The organism is Roseibium sp. 10G30-5 (assembly GCF_055809635.1).
This window is the reverse complement of sequence record NZ_CM147918.1, coordinates 87709-103287: the sequence shown is the minus strand read 5'-3', so window position 1 is coordinate 103287 and position 15579 is coordinate 87709. Positions and strand designations below refer to the sequence as shown.

General features: G+C 57.4%; 15 protein-coding genes, 4 tRNA genes and 3 pseudogenes. 4 read left to right on the top strand and 18 right to left on the bottom strand.

Features of this window, described 5'->3' with window-relative positions; translation table 11 throughout:
* Nucleotides 1-10: 10 nt before the first annotated feature.
* The 13 genes and pseudogenes from AC0L7U_RS00600 to speB form a co-directional block, all read right to left on the bottom strand.
* Nucleotides 11-1195 carry an NADH-quinone oxidoreductase subunit D gene (locus AC0L7U_RS00600; RefSeq protein ID WP_473692978.1) on the bottom strand — a complete coding sequence of 395 codons (1185 nt, stop codon included), beginning with the start codon at nucleotides 1193-1195 and terminating at the stop codon, nucleotides 11-13.
* Nucleotides 1188-1550 carry a GFA family protein gene (locus AC0L7U_RS00595; protein ID WP_473695589.1) on the bottom strand — a complete coding sequence of 121 codons (363 nt, stop codon included), beginning with the start codon at nucleotides 1548-1550 and terminating at the stop codon, nucleotides 1188-1190. The genes AC0L7U_RS00600 and AC0L7U_RS00595 overlap by 8 nt, the downstream gene beginning before the upstream one ends.
* Nucleotides 1551-1631: 81 nt before the next feature.
* Nucleotides 1632-2231 (bottom strand): NADH-quinone oxidoreductase subunit C, encoded by a 600-nt coding sequence (locus AC0L7U_RS00590; protein ID WP_473692976.1) that lies wholly within the window; start codon nucleotides 2229-2231, stop codon nucleotides 1632-1634.
* 55 nt (nucleotides 2232-2286) lie between these two features.
* On the bottom strand, nucleotides 2287-2868 hold the full coding sequence (locus tag AC0L7U_RS00585; protein WP_473692974.1) for a NuoB/complex I 20 kDa subunit family protein: 582 nt from the start codon (nucleotides 2866-2868) through the stop codon (nucleotides 2287-2289).
* Nucleotides 2859-3223, bottom strand: a pseudogene (locus tag AC0L7U_RS00580) (NADH-quinone oxidoreductase subunit A). The gene AC0L7U_RS00585 and the pseudogene AC0L7U_RS00580 overlap by 10 nt, the downstream one beginning before the upstream one ends.
* A gap of 858 nt (nucleotides 3224-4081) precedes the next feature.
* A tRNA-Asp gene (locus tag AC0L7U_RS00575) sits at nucleotides 4082-4158 on the bottom strand.
* Between the two features lie 47 nt (nucleotides 4159-4205).
* Nucleotides 4206-4282, bottom strand: a tRNA-Asp gene (locus AC0L7U_RS00570).
* 50 nt (nucleotides 4283-4332) lie between these two features.
* Nucleotides 4333-4409 (bottom strand) — tRNA-Asp (locus tag AC0L7U_RS00565).
* Between the two features lie 421 nt (nucleotides 4410-4830).
* On the bottom strand, nucleotides 4831-5610 hold the full coding sequence (locus AC0L7U_RS00560) for an ABC transporter ATP-binding protein (RefSeq protein WP_473692972.1): 780 nt from the start codon (nucleotides 5608-5610) through the stop codon (nucleotides 4831-4833).
* A 12-nt stretch (nucleotides 5611-5622) separates the two neighbouring features.
* Nucleotides 5623-6417 carry an ABC transporter permease gene (locus tag AC0L7U_RS00555; protein WP_473692970.1) on the bottom strand — a complete coding sequence of 265 codons (795 nt, stop codon included), beginning with the start codon at nucleotides 6415-6417 and terminating at the stop codon, nucleotides 5623-5625.
* Between the two features lie 17 nt (nucleotides 6418-6434).
* On the bottom strand, nucleotides 6435-6704 hold the full coding sequence (locus AC0L7U_RS00550) for a hypothetical protein (RefSeq protein WP_473692968.1): 270 nt from the start codon (nucleotides 6702-6704) through the stop codon (nucleotides 6435-6437).
* The gene (locus AC0L7U_RS00545) at nucleotides 6682-7428 is read right to left on the bottom strand and encodes an ABC transporter substrate-binding protein (protein ID WP_473692966.1); all 747 of its coding nucleotides are present in this window, start codon (nucleotides 7426-7428) and stop codon (nucleotides 6682-6684) included. The genes AC0L7U_RS00550 and AC0L7U_RS00545 overlap by 23 nt, the downstream gene beginning before the upstream one ends.
* 124 nt (nucleotides 7429-7552) lie before the next feature.
* A pseudogene (gene speB / locus AC0L7U_RS00540) lies at nucleotides 7553-8480 on the bottom strand (agmatinase); the annotation flags it as partial.
* 102 nt (nucleotides 8481-8582) lie between these two features.
* Between speB and AC0L7U_RS00535 the strand changes: the two are divergent.
* Nucleotides 8583-9578 (top strand): LysR family transcriptional regulator, encoded by a 996-nt coding sequence (locus AC0L7U_RS00535; RefSeq protein ID WP_473692964.1) that lies wholly within the window; start codon nucleotides 8583-8585, stop codon nucleotides 9576-9578.
* Here the strand turns inward: AC0L7U_RS00535 and AC0L7U_RS00530 are convergent.
* The 3 genes and pseudogenes from AC0L7U_RS00530 to AC0L7U_RS00520 form a co-directional block, all read right to left on the bottom strand.
* Nucleotides 9563-10546: an alpha/beta hydrolase gene (locus AC0L7U_RS00530; protein ID WP_473692962.1), complete on the bottom strand. Its 984-nt coding sequence runs from the start codon at nucleotides 10544-10546 to the stop codon at nucleotides 9563-9565. The genes AC0L7U_RS00535 and AC0L7U_RS00530 overlap by 16 nt on opposite strands.
* 96 nt (nucleotides 10547-10642) lie before the next feature.
* Nucleotides 10643-12153, bottom strand: a pseudogene (locus tag AC0L7U_RS00525) (carnitine 3-dehydrogenase).
* Nucleotides 12154-12161: 8 nt separating this feature from the next.
* Nucleotides 12162-13052 (bottom strand): beta-keto acid cleavage family enzyme, encoded by an 891-nt coding sequence (locus tag AC0L7U_RS00520; protein ID WP_473692960.1) that lies wholly within the window; start codon nucleotides 13050-13052, stop codon nucleotides 12162-12164.
* An 88-nt stretch (nucleotides 13053-13140) separates the two neighbouring features.
* Between AC0L7U_RS00520 and AC0L7U_RS00515 the strand changes: the two genes are divergently transcribed.
* Together AC0L7U_RS00515 and AC0L7U_RS00510 are read left to right on the top strand one after the other, a co-directional pair.
* Nucleotides 13141-13692: an AraC family transcriptional regulator gene (locus AC0L7U_RS00515; protein WP_473692958.1), complete on the top strand. Its 552-nt coding sequence runs from the start codon at nucleotides 13141-13143 to the stop codon at nucleotides 13690-13692.
* A complete protein-coding gene (locus AC0L7U_RS00510) occupies nucleotides 13680-14123 on the top strand; it encodes a helix-turn-helix domain-containing protein (protein WP_473692956.1) in 444 nt (147 codons plus the stop codon). The genes AC0L7U_RS00515 and AC0L7U_RS00510 overlap by 13 nt, the downstream gene beginning before the upstream one ends.
* Nucleotides 14124-14202: 79 nt before the next feature.
* Here AC0L7U_RS00510 and AC0L7U_RS00505 read toward each other — a convergent pair.
* A tRNA-Val gene (locus AC0L7U_RS00505) sits at nucleotides 14203-14278 on the bottom strand.
* A gap of 211 nt (nucleotides 14279-14489) precedes the next feature.
* Here AC0L7U_RS00505 and AC0L7U_RS00500 point away from each other — a divergent pair.
* Nucleotides 14490-15047 (top strand): AAA family ATPase, encoded by a 558-nt coding sequence (locus AC0L7U_RS00500; protein WP_473692954.1) that lies wholly within the window; start codon nucleotides 14490-14492, stop codon nucleotides 15045-15047.
* 212 nt (nucleotides 15048-15259) lie between these two features.
* Here AC0L7U_RS00500 and AC0L7U_RS00495 read toward each other — a convergent pair whose 3' ends face one another.
* Nucleotides 15260-15535 (bottom strand): HU family DNA-binding protein, encoded by a 276-nt coding sequence (locus tag AC0L7U_RS00495; protein ID WP_473692953.1) that lies wholly within the window; start codon nucleotides 15533-15535, stop codon nucleotides 15260-15262.
* Between the last annotated feature and the right edge of the window lie 44 nt (nucleotides 15536-15579).

Here is a 15579-nt window from a genome sequence, read left to right as displayed (position 1 = left end):
GGCGCCCGCGTTAGCGGTCGACCTCCCCGAACACAATATCCAAAGATCCCAGGATGGCCGACACATCGGCAAGCTGGTGACCGGTGCACAGGAAGTCCATCGCCTGAAGATGCGCAAACCCCGGTGCCTTGATCTTGCAGCGATACGGCTTGTTGGTGCCGTCGGAAACAAGGTAGACGCCGAACTCGCCCTTGGGCGCTTCCACACAGGCATACACCTCGCCCTCGGGCACATGGTAACCTTCTGTGTAAAGCTTGAAGTGATGGATCAAGGCTTCCATCGAGCGCTTCATTTCGCCACGCTTTGGCGGCACGATCTTGCCGTCCAGCGACGAAATCGGGCCGGTTTCCTTCGACAGAAGCTCCAGGCACTGCTTCATGATCTTGATCGACTGCCGCATCTCCTCGACACGGATCAGATAGCGATCATAGCAATCGCCGTTCTTGCCAACCGGAATATCGAAGTCCAGTTCGTCATAACACTCGTAGGGCTGCGATTTGCGCAAATCCCACGGAGCACCGGCACTGCGCACCAGAACACCCGAGAAACCGTGCGCCATGCACTCATCAAGGGTCACCACGCCAATATCGGCATTACGCTGCTTGAAGATGCGGTTGCCAGTCAGAAGGCTCTCGATGTCATCCAGACGCTTGATGAAAGGATCACAGAAATCCCACATGTCATCGAGCAGTTCTGGCGGCAAATCCTGATGCACACCGCCCGGACGGACATAAGCCGCATGGAGACGCGCACCACAAGCTCGCTCATAGAAGATCATCAGTTCTTCACGCGGCTCAAAGCCCCAAAGGGGCGGCGTCAGCGCACCGACATCCATCGCCTGCGTCGTCACATTGAGCAGATGGTTGAGGATACGCCCGACTTCCGAGAACAACACGCGGATCAACTGACCCCGACGCGGCACTTCGACGCCCAGAAGACGCTCAACAGCAAGAGCAAAGGCATGCTCCTGGTTCATCGGCGCGACATAATCGAGACGATCAAAATACGGCACAGCCTGAAGGTAGGTCTTGTACTCGATCAGCTTTTCGGTGCCACGGTGCAGCAGGCCGATATGCGGATCAACGCGTGTGACCACCTCGCCATCCAACTCCAGCACCAGACGCAACACGCCGTGTGCCGCTGGGTGCTGCGGACCGAAGTTGATATTGAAATTTCGTACCTGAGCCTCAGCCATGATGAGGGTCCTGCTTGGGCGCATGGAGGGCGAACACCTCAGCGCCGGTCATCTTGAGAGTCTGATTGGCAAATTCGTAGGTATCCGGCTTCTCGTCGATGAAAATTTCGGATGCGAATTTGAAAGCGGGGGGAGTGTCGAAAGATTGAATCGAAACAGAGCTGTAAGAGCCATCTTTTGAACGCCACATGAGCGAAGACCCGCACGCCGTACAAAATACCCGCTCACCATAGCTGGAAGAGGCATAGACACCGAGCGTTGTCTCACCCTCGAAACGGACGCTGTCGCCACAGCCGACGGCCATGTATGCTCCACCGGACCATGTGCGACACATGGAGCAATGACATGCTCTCATGTCCATATTTTCCGGCGTGGCCGAGAAGCGGAGAGATCCGCAAAGGCAACGGCCAGTCAATTCTTTCGACATGCCCTCTCCTCAGCTTGCCTTCTCATCGCCAGGAAGCACATAATCTGTGCCCTCCCACGGTGAGAGATAATCGAAGTTGCGGAATTCCTGATTGAGGCGCACGGGTTCATAGACAACCCGCTTCTTTTCGTCGTCGTAACGCACTTCAACGAAGCCGGTCAGAGGAAAGTCCTTGCGCAGCGGATGGCCGTCAAAGCCGTAGTCTGTCAACAGACGGCGCAGATCCGGATGGCCGGAGAACAGGATGCCATACATGTCGTAGGCTTCTCGCTCAAACCACTGAGCAGCGGGAAAGAGTTGCGTCAGTGAAGGCACCGGCGTGTTGGCATCGGTTTCCAGCTTGACGCGAACGCGCAAGTTTTGAACCGGAGACAGGAAATGGTAGACGACATCAAAGCGTTTGTCGCGCGATGGCCAGTCAACGCCACACAGGTCTGTCAGGTTCACGAACTTGCAGGAACTGTTGTCACGCAGGAAGCGAATGACATCAATGACGTCGGCAACCGTGGTCACAAGTGTCAATTCGCCATAGGCAACCGACCAGGACGCCAGCTTCTCGGCCAGCGCGCCTTCAATGTGTTCGGCAAGTTCCTTCAGCGTTTCGTCCATACTCTTCGACCTCACTCCATGGGAGCCTCGGGATCCAGACGATCCCTTGCAGCAATCAGCGTTCGATGGTCCCCGTGCGGCGGATCTTCTTCTGCAACATCAGCACGCCATAGAGCAGCGCTTCTGCTGTCGGAGGACAGCCAGGAACATAAATATCGACCGGAACAACACGGTCGCACCCACGCACAACCGAATAGGAATAGTGGTAATACCCGCCGCCATTGGCACAGGAGCCCATCGAGATGACATACCGCGGCTCTGGCATCTGGTCGTAGACCTTGCGCAAAGCCGGCGCCATCTTGTTGGTCAGCGTGCCGGCAACGATCATCACGTCCGACTGGCGCGGAGAACCGCGCGGTGCAAACCCGAAGCGCTCGCAGTCGTAATGCGGCATCGACATCTGCATCATCTCGACGGCGCAACACGCCAACCCGAAGGTCATCCACATCAGTGAACCGGTTCGGGCCCACTGAATCAGATTGTCCGTCGAGGTGACCAGAAAGCCTTTGTCGGCCAATTCGTCATTCACCTGGATGAAGAACGGATCATTGGCGCCAACAGGCTTGCCTGTGGCCGGATCAATGATGCCCTGAGGCTTTTCCGTAATGAGAGGACTGTTGGTCGTGCTCAATCCCATTCCAGCGCTCCCTTTTTCCATTCGTAGACAAAGCCGATGGTCAGCACCACAAGGAACACCATCATCGACCAGAAACCGTACCAGCCGAGTTCACCCATGCGCACCGCCCAGGGAACAAAAAAGCCGCTTCGAGATCGAAAATAATGAAGAGGATCGCCACCAGATAGAAGCGAATATCGAACTTCATGCGCGCATCATCGAAGGGGTTGAACCCACATTCGTAAGGCGACAGCTTTTCGGGATCGGGATTGCGATATGCCAGCAGAAACGGAGAGATAAGCAGAGCGAGGCCAATCACCAGCGAGATGCCGATGAAGACGACGATCGGGGCATAATCCCGCAATAATTCTTCCATGTCTTTCGCGTCCTTGCATTCACAGGCGACGCGCTCGAATGCGTCAACCTTATAGGCCCTCTCCAGAAGCAGAAGTCTTCTTAAGTTATAGGACCTGTTGGCCGTGGAAGCCAGTATGCGAAGGCACGATTAGCCCACACAATCAGGCAACGCAAGGCCCTTACCAGCCCCCTTAACCATCAATTCGACCGCTCAAGGCCCTCCCCAAGCCACAAACGGCCAAATTCCGTATCTTTCCTTACAAACAAAATTTTTACAGTCACTTTATTTTTCCCCATGTGGCCGGGAAATGGCGGTTTTTCGAATCAAATTGACGCAAATAGATCAATAACATGAGATATTTACTCATGTTTCGTAACAACATCACCCGCCCTTCAAAAGACGGGCTTCGCACTCTGGCGGTCTACCGGATCCAGAATTTCCGCTCGCTCGCACAAGTGTCCCTTGCGAGTCAGCCTCCCCCTCACATTCATGACGCTAGGGGAGTTTTAAACTCATAGCAAGATCGCGAAACAATGTTCTTGAGGTCAGAAACACCATTTGCTGCAAAGACCTTGCGGGATATCACAGGTGCGAGACGGATCTTTGAAGACGATTGTCCAAACTGACAAATCACATGGTCATCTTGCGCAGCTTGGGAGTTCTGACAGGGGCACCGGTATGCCGCATTTCGTGCGGTCGACCGCAAACGAGCGAAGGACCTCAGGTCCCGGAGGAGCAAGCGCATGGGCGACCGCACTCTTTAAAACCACCGAACGCAAAAAAGCCTGCGCTGCGGTGAGCAGACAGGCCTGTCTGACCTTTGAAAGGCCATTCGTTCAATACTGATCAGAAAGATGTGTTCGATTCATCGTTAAGTGGCGCGAGTGACGGGACTCGAACCCGCGACCTCCGGCGTGACAGGCCGGCACTCTAACCAACTGAGCTACACCCGCAACTTAACGGTATATATTGCGCCACCTTACTCGTTTCCGAGCAGAAGTGGCGCGAGTGACGGGACTCGAACCCGCGACCTCCGGCGTGACAGGCCGGCACTCTAACCAACTGAGCTACACCCGCAATCTTTACGGCACATTCTAGAAGCGACACATCTTCGTTTTACGAAGAAGTGGCGCGAGTGACGGGACTCGAACCCGCGACCTCCGGCGTGACAGGCCGGCACTCTAACCAACTGAGCTACACCCGCTTGCTTCGTGTTTTGCGTAACCGCGAAGTGGCGCTGATTTACGGCGGCTGAGAGTTCAAGTCAAGCGGCTCAAACCGGTAGAACCGCAGGTTTTTGTGAAACCTTGATAAACCCGACGATTTACACGGAAATCAGCCCCCTCTTCATTGTGGATAAAGCCACATGATTTGAAATGCTTATGCGCGTAGCCTCACAAAAAACTTTGCACATGAAAACTTTTGTCGTGGATCTGACATCCTGCCGAAAAGAATTCTTTCTCTCGTTTGCAAATCTGGCGGCGCTTGCGACAAAAAATCACGACGAGCGGGGCTGTTCCAAACCTGCGCTGCGCCACACGCAAGCGGTGTGACGCCCCTTCTGCGACAAAAGAGCTAAAGGGACTGTCACCCGCCAGATATCGCATGACCGAAGGCCTGCACCCTCACGCCACCTGCGACAACACCGCCTCATCATGCAAGAGAGACAGGATATGGCGCTTGTACTCCATGAACTTTGGCGTGGTCAGCGTTTGCATGCCGCGCGGCCGCTCAATGTCGATCGTCAGACTTTCCTTGATGCGTCCGGGTCGCGCACTCATCACATGCACTTCATCGCCGAGCAGGATAGCCTCGTCGATGTCGTGGGTAATGAAGAGCACCGTCTTACGTCGCTGCTGCCAGATCTCCAGCAGGAGTTCCTGCATGAGTTGGCGGGTCTGACTGTCCAAGGCACCGAAAGGCTCGTCCATCAACAGGATGGCCGGATCATTCGCCAATGCACGCGCAAGTGCCACGCGCTGCCGCATACCGCCGGACAATTCCTTGGGATATGCATCGGCAAATCCATCGAGCCGCACGGCCTGAATCAGATCATCGGCGATCCGCTCGCACTCCGCTCGGGGAAGCTTTCTCAGGCGCGGTCCGAACATGATGTTCTTGCGCACCGTCAACCACGGATAAAGCGTATAACTCTGGAACACCATGCCGCGGTCCGCGGACGGACCGTCGATCAGATTGCCATCCAGCATCATACGTCCCGAAGTCGGCTGCTCCAGACCGGCTGCCAGCCGTAAGAGCGTGGACTTGCCGCACCCCGATGGGCCAACGATGACGGAGAAGGTGTCGTCCTTGACCGTCAACGAGACATCATCCAGCGCGGTGACCGAGGGTTTGCCCTTGGGCGTAAAGCGCATGGTGACGTCTTGAAGGGAAAGAAGGCTCAAGAAAGATCTCCCTTAGTAGTTGGTGGCCCAGGGCAAAAGCCTGTGGCGCAACCATTTGAAGATGAAATCGGTGATCAACCCCAAAAGGCCGATGGTGAGAACGCCAAGCAGAATGACATCGGTGAAAAGCCCGCGCATGGCGTTGAGGATCATGTAGCCAAGGCCGCTGTCGGCTGCGACAAGTTCGGCGACCACCAGATAGGTCCAGGCCCAGCCCATGGTGACGCGCAAATTGTCGATCACACCCGGCATGCAGGCTGGCACCAGAATATGGGTTATAACGTGCCGTCGCCCTGCCCCCAGCGTATAGGCGCTGTCGATCAGATCCTTGCTGACGCGGGAGGACACGTCGGAGATCAGGATCAACTGCTGAAAGAAGGTGCCCAAGAAGATCACCGCAACCTTCTGTTCCATGCCGATGCCAATCCACAGGATGAGCAGCGGGATCAGCGCTGAAACGGGAATGTAGCGCATGAAGCCGGTGATCGGCTCGACCACCGCCTGCACACTGCGAAAGCTGCCCATGAGAATGCCGAGCGGCACCGCGAACACCGAGGCAAGGGCAAAGCCGGTCAGGATGACCGAGAGCGATGCCGCCATGTTGGTGAACAGCGAGAGATCCCGAATCCGCTCATAGCCTGCCACCAGAACCGCGCCGGGAGAGGCAAGAAAATCCGGTGACGTCAGATGGCCGTAAGTGAGCAGGCACCAGCCACCAAGCACCACCAACACCGAGGCGGCGCTCAGGCCGAGATAGGCACTGCGCGCTATCTCGACCTTTGGTGACAGGAGCGATCTTGTTCGCATACCGGTCACACGCCCACTCACTGAACGATCCCGGATGCAATCATGTCGCCGGGAGCCATTGATACATCATAAAGCCCCGTATCCTTGCCCAGTTGCTCCGCGTCCATGATCGTTGCGGAAATGCCCTTCTTGTTGGCTGGATCCATGAAACTCTTGTTCATGTCGCCATCATAGAACGCAATGCCCTGACGACTCTCAGCGAAGGCCTTCGGGTCCTTCAACCAGCCACCAACGCCCTTGGCCATGATCTTGTCGGCTTCGCTCTCATGAGTCTTCTGCCGAGGCAACAGCCTTCGTCCACGCGCGGTAGAGCGCTTCGAAGTCTTTCTTCTTCTTGTCGAGAGACTTCTTGCTGGTCACCATGATGTCAGTGATGAGGCCGGGGGCCTGCTTGCTATCGATCAGCACGTGGCCATCCTTGGCTGCCTTGCCACGGCTCAACCAGGGTTCCCACGTTACAGCCGCGTCTACCTTGCCCGCCACAAAGGCGGCTCCGGCATCGCCAGCCGTCATGTTGAGCGAGTGAACGTCGTCAAACGACATACCAGCCCGCTTCAACAACACCCCAAGGAAGAAACCGGAAACGGACCCCTTGGTGTAGGCCACTGTCTTGCCCTTGAGATCCTTCATCGACTTGATCGAATTGCGGGCGACAATGCCGTCACCACCGCGGCTGTCATCAATGGCAAAGAGATACGTCAGCGGACGCTTTTGTGAGGTAAAGCCCAAAACTGTGTCAACGGTGGTGACAGCCGCATCCAAACGCCCCGCGATGAGTGCCGGCATACGGGTCTTGACATCTTCCATCTTGACCAGTTCCACGTCCAGACCTTCATCCTTGAAGAACCCCTTGTCCTGCGCGATGTAAAGCGGGCCGTAGCCAACCCACGTCGACAGCCCGATTTTAAGGCTGTCAGCCGCAAATGCAGGCGCACAAAGCGTCAGGGACGCCAACGCCCCTGCTGCCAGTGAAAGCAGCGTCGTTTTGGCGATTTTCCGTTCATTTTCCATAAATTGACTACCCTCTGTCTGGTTTTTGTCTTTGTTATGCTGTCGTTGACGATTGCATCTTTTGTGCCAAAGGCGATTGGGCGAGCACACACAACAATTCGAACATGATCGACACACCGACTCAGGCCGTTCCGCCCGAAGGATCAAAAGGGGGAGCCACTTCCACCAGATCCGCGCCGATCAGGTTGAGCCCTGCCAGTTTGCGCACCATCTGCTGTGCTTCGCGGGTGGTAAAACCGCCAATCTCCGGAGTGCCTGTGCCAGGTGTGAAAGCCGGATCAATGCTGTCGATGTCGAAAGTCACATAGGTTTCAGCCTCGCCGACAATACTGCGGGCTTCTTCCATCACATCGTCGATTCCGCGCGCATCCAGTTCCTCGATGCGGATGATGCGCACCCCCTGCTCTTCGCCCCAGACGATGTCGCTATCATCGTACATGGTGCCGCGAATGCCGATCTGGACGGTGCGCTTGGGATCCAGGTAACCATCCTCAATCGCGCGCCGGAATGGTGTGCCGTGGGTGTATTTGAAACCACCGAAATAGCTGTCGAAGAGATCCGTGTGAGCATCGAAGTGGATCATGCCAACGGGACCGTTGGCCGCCAGCGACTTGAGGATCGGATAGGAGACGAGATGGTCGCCACCAGCGCTCATCGGGATGATCTTCTTGGCCGCGACCGTCTGATAGAACTTGGTGATGCGCTCAAGCAGAATCCCCCAGATCGGCAGGATTAACGGGCGTATCGCCAAGATCGGCGCAATTGAACATCTCGAAAGGCTTCAAGCCGGTGGCAGGATGCATCAGGCGGATCATGGTCGACAAATCGCGCAACTGGCGCGGACCATGGCGCGTGCCCGGACGGTTGGTGGTGCCACCATCCCAGGGCACCCCGATGAAACCGATGTCGACATCCTTGATCAGGTCATCGTCCAGACCGACAAGCGGCAGACGCATGAAGGTGGCGGGACCGGCATAGCGCGGCAGATCCATGCCCGAAATTGGCTGAAAACGCGCATCCTTGCGAGGGGTAGCTGAGACGTCGGACGACATGAGAAGCTCCAAGACTGGTGATCACTGAGATCAGCTTGCCACAGGCCTTCACGTCCAATAGTCTCGACGTTGCAAACTAAACGTCCGAAAAGATCAACCTATATGGCTCCCCACGTTCCGCCTTTGAGTGATGTCGACCTGCGACAACTGCGGATCTTTCGGGCCGTGGTCGAGAATGGCGGCTTCACCAATGCGCAATCTGCACTTGGTCTGTCGCGCTCCACCATCAGCGCGCAAATGTCGGCACTGGAAACGCGGCTTGGCGTGTCTTTATGTCGACGCGGCCGGTCAGGCTTTGCCCTTACCGAGCACGGCCAGTTGATCTTTGCCGAAACACTGAAATGCCTTGCCGCACTGGAAAGCTTTCGGGCCGAACTCGGAGCGTTGAAGGGGCGTCTGGTGGGGGAATTGCGCGTTGGTGCCATCGACGCCTTTGTCGAAAACCCGATGTGCGCGCTGGCTGATGCAATTGCCATCTTCAACGAGCGCTATCCGGATGTGCATGTGAGCGTCAATGTTCTGACGCCCAACCAACTCGAAAATGCCCTGCTGAACCGGCAGATCGAAATTGCCCTGATGGCCAATCAGCCGGTGAATGCCGCCGTACAGCTGCAACAGCTTTTTCACGAGGAACAGACACTTTATTGCGGCGCCCGTCACCCTCTGTTTAACGCGCGCGGGGATCAACTCGGTCTCGAGCGAATTGCCGCACTCACCTATGCCAAACGCGGCTATGTGATTTCAACGGCCTATCACACGCTGTTCGCCAAGCCACCCGGCGCAACGGCCTATTCCATGGAAGCCATCGCGCATTTGATCCTGAGTGGGCGGTTCGTCAGTTTTCTGCCCAAACACTATGCCGCCCGCTGGGTGGAACGCGACGACATGCGCGCTCTTCGCCCGGATCTTCTCAACTTCAAGATTGGTCTGTGCATTGCTCACCTGCCAATCAGCACACTCTCCGCCGTCGCCACCCGCTTCCGCGAATGCTTCCTGGAGGCTCAGACTGCTCTCAGCCGCCCGAGGCTTGATGGACACGCAACGAGCAGCCCCCCGGCTCCGCCCGCAGCAAGCACCAGGACTTACCCTGTCGATTGACCCGTGCCAGACGAGGTCGCGCAGGCGTACAGCCACTGCTTCAGAAAAGCAAAGCTGTTGCGGGCTTTGTGTGAGGTGTGGCGGGCACGGAGATAGCCGTGAACCAGTTGCGCCTCGTTGCGGCATGTGACCTTGACGCCATCAGCCGCCAGCCGCTTTGCAAAGAAAAGCCCCTCATCGCGCAATGGGTCTATATCTGCGGTGAGGATCAATGTGGGTGGCAGACCTTGCAAGGTTGCGGCCACAAGCGGATCTCGCTCTGGATCGGGTTGCAAGGGCCGCGGGCCCAGCACCGTGCCATAGTGCCTGACATCCTCTGTTCGCAGCAGTGGCGCCTCAGCATTTTCCACGAACGAACCAAGGGATCCGTCACTGCCGAGCGAGGGATAAATCAGGGCCAGTCCGACAGGCATCGCGTGTCTCAGGCGTTTCAATCGCAAGCAAAGTGCCGCCGACAAGGTGCCGCCCGCGCTGTCTCCCACCAGGATGCCAGAGCGCCCCTGTCCAGACAGGTTTTGCCAAATGCTGGAGACATCCTCAAGTTGCGCCGGATAACGATGCTCTGGTGCCAGCCGATAGGCGAGCGCAACAACCTCGCAGCCCGTGGAGACAGCCAACTCAGCGCAGATATCGTCATGACTGTCGAGCGAGCCAACAACAAAGCCTCCGCCGTGACAGAAGAGAATGAAAGGTCTCGCAGCATCCTGCGGAGCCACGCGGTAGCGGCGAATGGGTACAGACCCGACCTGCTCGTCCAACACCTCAAGGCCGTCCGGGCGGGGCGTGCGAAATCTGGCACACATGGCCTCATAAATGCGCCGGTTTTCCTCCGGCCCTGCCTGATTGACTGCCGCCGGATAGGCTGCCTCCGTATCGGCAATGAACCGAAGAACTTGCGGATCGGTGATGCGCCCGTTGGCCAGGTTATCCGGCAAGGTCTGTGCAGGATCGTCAGGTCGGCGGCACATGGGACATCATCCTCTTGGCAAACGTAATTGGCACAGCGGCATACCGCCCCGGGCCTGCCCTGAGTAACAGGCCCGGTGTTCATCACGTATGGTTGCTTACGCGGTTGGCTCAAGGCCCCAGCCAATATCCCGGATGGGACGTCCGGCATGGTCCGGCGAAGCCAGAGAATGCTGCGCCTTGGCCAAACCAGCCAGATGAGCGGCCATCGGCTCTTCCAGTCGACAAACCTTGCCCGCCTTCGTATCGACCGACATCAGCATGTGCTCGGCCGTTGCCTGCACCTCTCCGGCGTCATTTGTCATCTCATGATGAATACGCATCCGCTTGGCATCTGCGCCCAGAAGACGGGTGCGGACAAACAGCTTTGTGTTGGCCGGGGTTTCGGCCAAATGCCGCAGATGGCTTTCCACCGTGTAAACCGAAAGCCCGCGCGCCAGGTAAGCCTCATCCATGCCCAGAAAGCCGAGGAAGGCATCGGTTGCATCGCCGAAAACCTGCAAATAACGATGCTCGGTCATATGGCCATTGTAATCCAGCCAATCGCCCTGAACCTGTGCCTGATGCAACTCCAACGGTGCCGCCTGATCAACAGCCGCTCTCGTGCTGTCGCCTTTGGACCGTGCCGCCGCATAGAAACTGTCTTCCATCTCGCGCAGCGTTTCCCCAGCCCCCAGCGATTGCCCTTGAGGGCTTGCAGAATACCAACCAGATTGTCGTCGCGAATACGTTCCAGATCCCGGATCGAATGATGCCCAGACTGCATGTCCGACTGGCTGGCAATGCGCTCCACCAGTTCGTCGGTCAACTCCGGCACATCCATCAGCTTGGTCCATGGCCATTGCAGCGCCGGGCCAAATTGCTCGATGAAATGCTTCATGCCCGCTTCGCCACCGGCAATACGATAGGTCTCGAACAGGCCCATCTGTGCCCAGCGAAGCCCGAAGCTGTAGCGGATGACATCGTCGATTTCCTGCGTCGTAGCGATGCCGTCGTTGATCAGCCACAAGCCTTCACGCCAGACGGCTTCCAGAAGGCGATCACCGATATGCGCCTCGATCTCCTTGCGGATACGCACCGGATGCAGCCCCGTGGGGCGTAACATGGCATCAGCCCGCTCCAGCGTCGTCTCTCCAGTGGCAGGAGACCCGACCAATTCGACCAGCGGCACCAGATAGACCGGATTGAACGGGTGGGCCACGAAGACACGATCCGGCGTTCTCAGCCCCTGTTGAAGCTCGGAGGGTTTGAAGCCGGACGTGGATGAACCGATCAGCGCGTCTCGCGGCGCCGCCGCTTCGATGGCGGCCAGCGTCTTATGCTTCAGGTCCAGCCGTTCAGGCACACTTTCCTGAATGTAGTCTGCACCTGTAACGGCGGCGTCCAACGTCGCGCAGAAGGTCAGCGTGCCCTCTTCCGGTAGAGGTGCCTGCACCATGCGGCGATAGGCGCGCCGCGCATTGTCCAGCACTTCGCCAACAATGCGCTGGGCTTCCGGATGTGGATCAAACACACTGACATCAATGCCAGCGAGCAAGAAACGGGCAATCCAGCCGCCGCCAATGACACCACCCCCAACAGCCGCCGCTTTTCTGATCACTTGAGACATATCGGACCTCAGCGCTTTTTCAGGTTGAGTTTCTTGCGAACATCATCAGGCCCCAGAACCTTGACATTCATCGCATCGACAATTTTCACCGCCCGCTCAACCAGATCGCCGTTAGACGCCTTCACGCCCCGATCCAGATAGATGTTGTCTTCCAGACCAACGCGAATGTTGCCACCGTTCAGCACCGACTGTGCCACATAGGGGAGCTGCATCCGGCCAATGGAGAACATGGAATAAGTCCAGTCTTTCGGCATATTGTTGAGAAGTGCCATCAGCGAGTTGGTATCGTTGGGAATGCCAAAGGGGATCCCCATGCACAATTGCACCAGCACCGGATCGTCGATCAGGCCTTCATCTACCAGCGTTTTGGCCAACCACAGATGGCCAGTGTCGAAGACTTCGATCTCCGGCTTGACACCTGCCGCCTGAATGCGCTTTGCCATCGCCCGCAGTGTGCCGGGGGTGTTGGTCATCACATAATCGGCTTCGGCGAAATTCATCGTGCCGCAATCCAGCGTGCAGATTTCCGGCAGCAGCTCTTCCACATGCACAAGACGCTCGGTCGCACCAATGAGGTCGGTCTGCTCGCCATTGAACGGCAGAGGGGCTTCGGCAGAGCCGAGAACGATGTCACCGCCCATGCCAGCCGTCAGGTTCAAGATGACGTCTATGTCGCTTTCGCGCACCCGCTCCACCACTTCGCGGTACAAGGCAGAGTCGCGCGATGGCGCGCCGGTTTCGGGATCCCGCACATGAACATGCGCAATGGCTGCGCCTGCCTTGGCCGCCTCGATGCAGGCTTCGGCAATCTGGTTCGGCGTCACCGGCACCTTGTCGCTCTTGACGTGGCTCTGGCCGGACCCGGTAACTGCACAGGTGATGAAGGTTTCCCAGTTCATGTAATCGCTCCGCAATCGTGGACATTGTCTGTTGCCTTCGATACTAGAGCGACACGCCTTCTCGTCTTTGCATAAACGGACAGGATCATTGCTCAAACAGACAAGAGATGCCTATCACATCGGCTTTCTGCTGCTGGACGGGTTTTCCAACATGGTGCTGTCCAGCGCCATCGAGCCGTTGCGCGCAGCCAACGACCTGTCGGGTACGGATGATTTCCGCTGGCAGGTGCTGGGAAGCGACATTGCGCCGACACTCCCCGCATGGCCGGACCAGCCGCTTGCCGCCGTGCGCAGTTCGTCCGGGCTGATGCTACAACCGGATGCCAGACTGCAAGACCCGCGGGCACGACTTGATGCACTGGCCGTCATTGCCGGCTATGGCGCGCGGGCGCTTGCGCAAAGGCCGCTTTTGGCGCAGCTCGTCCAGGCTTGCCGCTCGGCCGATATGGTGATGGGGCTGGACATGGGAAGCTGGTGTCTGGCGGCCGCAGGCCTGCTGGACGAGCGCAAGGCCACCATCCACTGGCAGGAAGAAGACGCTTTCCGCGAGACGTTTCCGCTGATCACCTTCACGCCGGATGTGTATGTGCGTGACGGGTGTTATGTCACCGCCGGGGGGCGTCTTCGGTGCTGGCGTTGATGCTGGATCTGATCCGCCAGCGTTCCGGCGATGTGCTGGCGCATGACGTGGGCGCCTTGTTCCGGCAGGAAATGGTGGCAGGCATCGAAAGCGAAGCCCTGCCCCGACCTCTGGCACGCGCCATTTCAATGATGCGACGCACCCTGGATGCACCACTGCCCCTTGGAAAGATTGCTCAGGAAGCTGCCGTTTCAGACCGCACGCTGGAGCGACTGTTCCACCGCACACTTAATGTCACCGCAGGCCACTATTATCGGCAGTTGCGTTTGGCCCTGGCACAAACGCTGGCGCAGGAAACATCATTGACCACGGCTGCTATTGCCGCCCGTACCGGCTTCTCATCCCCCGCCACCCTCTCCCGTGCATTTCAGACACGCTTCGGGCAGACGATCAGTGAAACGCGACAAGCAAAAGACGAACAAACTGTTTGAAGCACATGCGCTGAACAACGCAAATGCAGACACAAAACTTCCTGCTAGAAGATTTTTTATATCGAAATTTTAAAGGGAATGGTGGGCGATGAGAGACTCGAACTCCCGACATCCTCGGTGTAAACGAGGCGCTCTACCAACTGAGCTAATCGCCCGGACGCTTGGGAGTGGCGTGGTGCCACTGCGTCGGTGAGCTGTCTTCTATGCATTTCATGCTGCCTTGGCAAGCGCCTTTCGAAAGATTTTTCTCCCCTTTCCGAAACAGTCCACAGCTTGGCCTATTGCAGATCGCTGATGAATGGTCAAAAACATCTGCACGGTCCGTCGGCAGCCCAAAGAGCCCTTTATGGAAAACATCAGGATCTCATGACCACAACCACAGCCGCCCCGTTACGCATTATTCTGTCTGGATGCTCTGGCGGCGGAAAATCCACGCTCTTGTCCGCATTTAAAAAGCGTGGATACGCTACCGTTGCCGAACCGGGGCGTCGAATTGTCGAGGCAGAAGCGGATCCCCACAGCCCTCGCCTGCCTTGGAACGACATGGTCACCTTTGCCAGCAGCGCCCGCGACATGGCGCTCGCCGATCATCTGGCAACAGAGGGTATGGCTGGGCCGGTGTTCTTCGATCGCAGTCTGATTGATGCGCTGGTGGCCTTGTCCCACGCAACAGGCACGCCCCTTGATCGAAGGCAGGCCGCACAGACCCGATACGCCTCAGACGTCTTCCTGACGCCTCCATGGCCTCAGATACACGAAACGGACACCGCGCGTCGGCACGACCTTGCGGCAGCAACACAAGAATACGAAAGGCTTCTACAGGCCTTTCCCGCTCTCGGCTATCAGACGCACATTCTGCCAAGGGTGAGCGTGGACAGACGGGTGCACTTCATCCTCGCCACTCTGAATGGTGCCCCCCTTTGAAATTCACTCCCGGTGGACTGCTTGTCTCCAGGCCTTTGCAGATGGATGAGGGCTCAAACGCGCCAGAGCGCCGCCTGAAGGCGTTTGCAGGTGCAAGCGGGCCCTCTTGTTCAAAGTGACGGGAGCAAGCAGCGTGTCTGCGGACAAAAGAAAAGCCCTGCATGCATCAAGCACACAGAGCTTTATCCAGGCAAAGCCATGGGCAAACGACTTTAAGCGTTCACCGCATCCTTGAGGCCCTTGCCGGCCTTGAACTTCGGCGTCTTGGAAGCCGGAATCTGGATCGTTTCGCCGGTACGCGGGTTACGACCTTCGGTCGCAGCACGTTCAGAAACCGAGAAGTTGCCAAAACCGATGATGCGAACTTCGTCGCCAGACTTCAGCGTTTCCGTGACTGCATCAAAAGTAGCGTCGACAGCCTCGCCTGCCTGGGCCTTCGTCAGGCCGGTCTTTTCTGCGACCGCCGCGATCAAATCGTTTTTGTTCATAGCAGATACCTTTCTAAGATACGGCACTCCAGCTGGCGATTCTC

Bases quoted from the DNA above. Each gene is read 5' to 3' on its own strand.
- AC0L7U_RS00600 (WP_473692978.1), bottom strand. From the start codon at position 1,195: ATGGCTGAGGCTCAGGTACGAAATTTCAATATCAACTTCGGTCCGCAG.
- AC0L7U_RS00595 (WP_473695589.1), bottom strand. From the start codon at position 1,550: ATGAGAGCATGTCATTGCTCCATGTGTCGCACATGGTCCGGTGGAGCA.
- AC0L7U_RS00590 (WP_473692976.1), bottom strand. From the start codon at position 2,231: ATGGACGAAACGCTGAAGGAACTTGCCGAACACATTGAAGGCGCGCTG.
- AC0L7U_RS00585 (WP_473692974.1), bottom strand. From the start codon at position 2,868: ATGGGATTGAGCACGACCAACAGTCCTCTCATTACGGAAAAGCCTCAG.
- AC0L7U_RS00555 (WP_473692970.1), bottom strand. From the start codon at position 6,417: ATGCGAACAAGATCGCTCCTGTCACCAAAGGTCGAGATAGCGCGCAGT.
- AC0L7U_RS00545 (WP_473692966.1), bottom strand. From the start codon at position 7,428: ATGGAAAATGAACGGAAAATCGCCAAAACGACGCTGCTTTCACTGGCA.
- AC0L7U_RS00535 (WP_473692964.1), top strand. From the start codon at position 8,583: ATGGCTCCCCACGTTCCGCCTTTGAGTGATGTCGACCTGCGACAACTG.
- AC0L7U_RS00530 (WP_473692962.1), bottom strand. From the start codon at position 10,546: ATGTGCCGCCGACCTGACGATCCTGCACAGACCTTGCCGGATAACCTG.
- AC0L7U_RS00520 (WP_473692960.1), bottom strand. From the start codon at position 13,052: ATGAACTGGGAAACCTTCATCACCTGTGCAGTTACCGGGTCCGGCCAG.
- AC0L7U_RS00500 (WP_473692954.1), top strand. From the start codon at position 14,490: ATGACCACAACCACAGCCGCCCCGTTACGCATTATTCTGTCTGGATGC.
- AC0L7U_RS00495 (WP_473692953.1), bottom strand. From the start codon at position 15,535: ATGAACAAAAACGATTTGATCGCGGCGGTCGCAGAAAAGACCGGCCTG.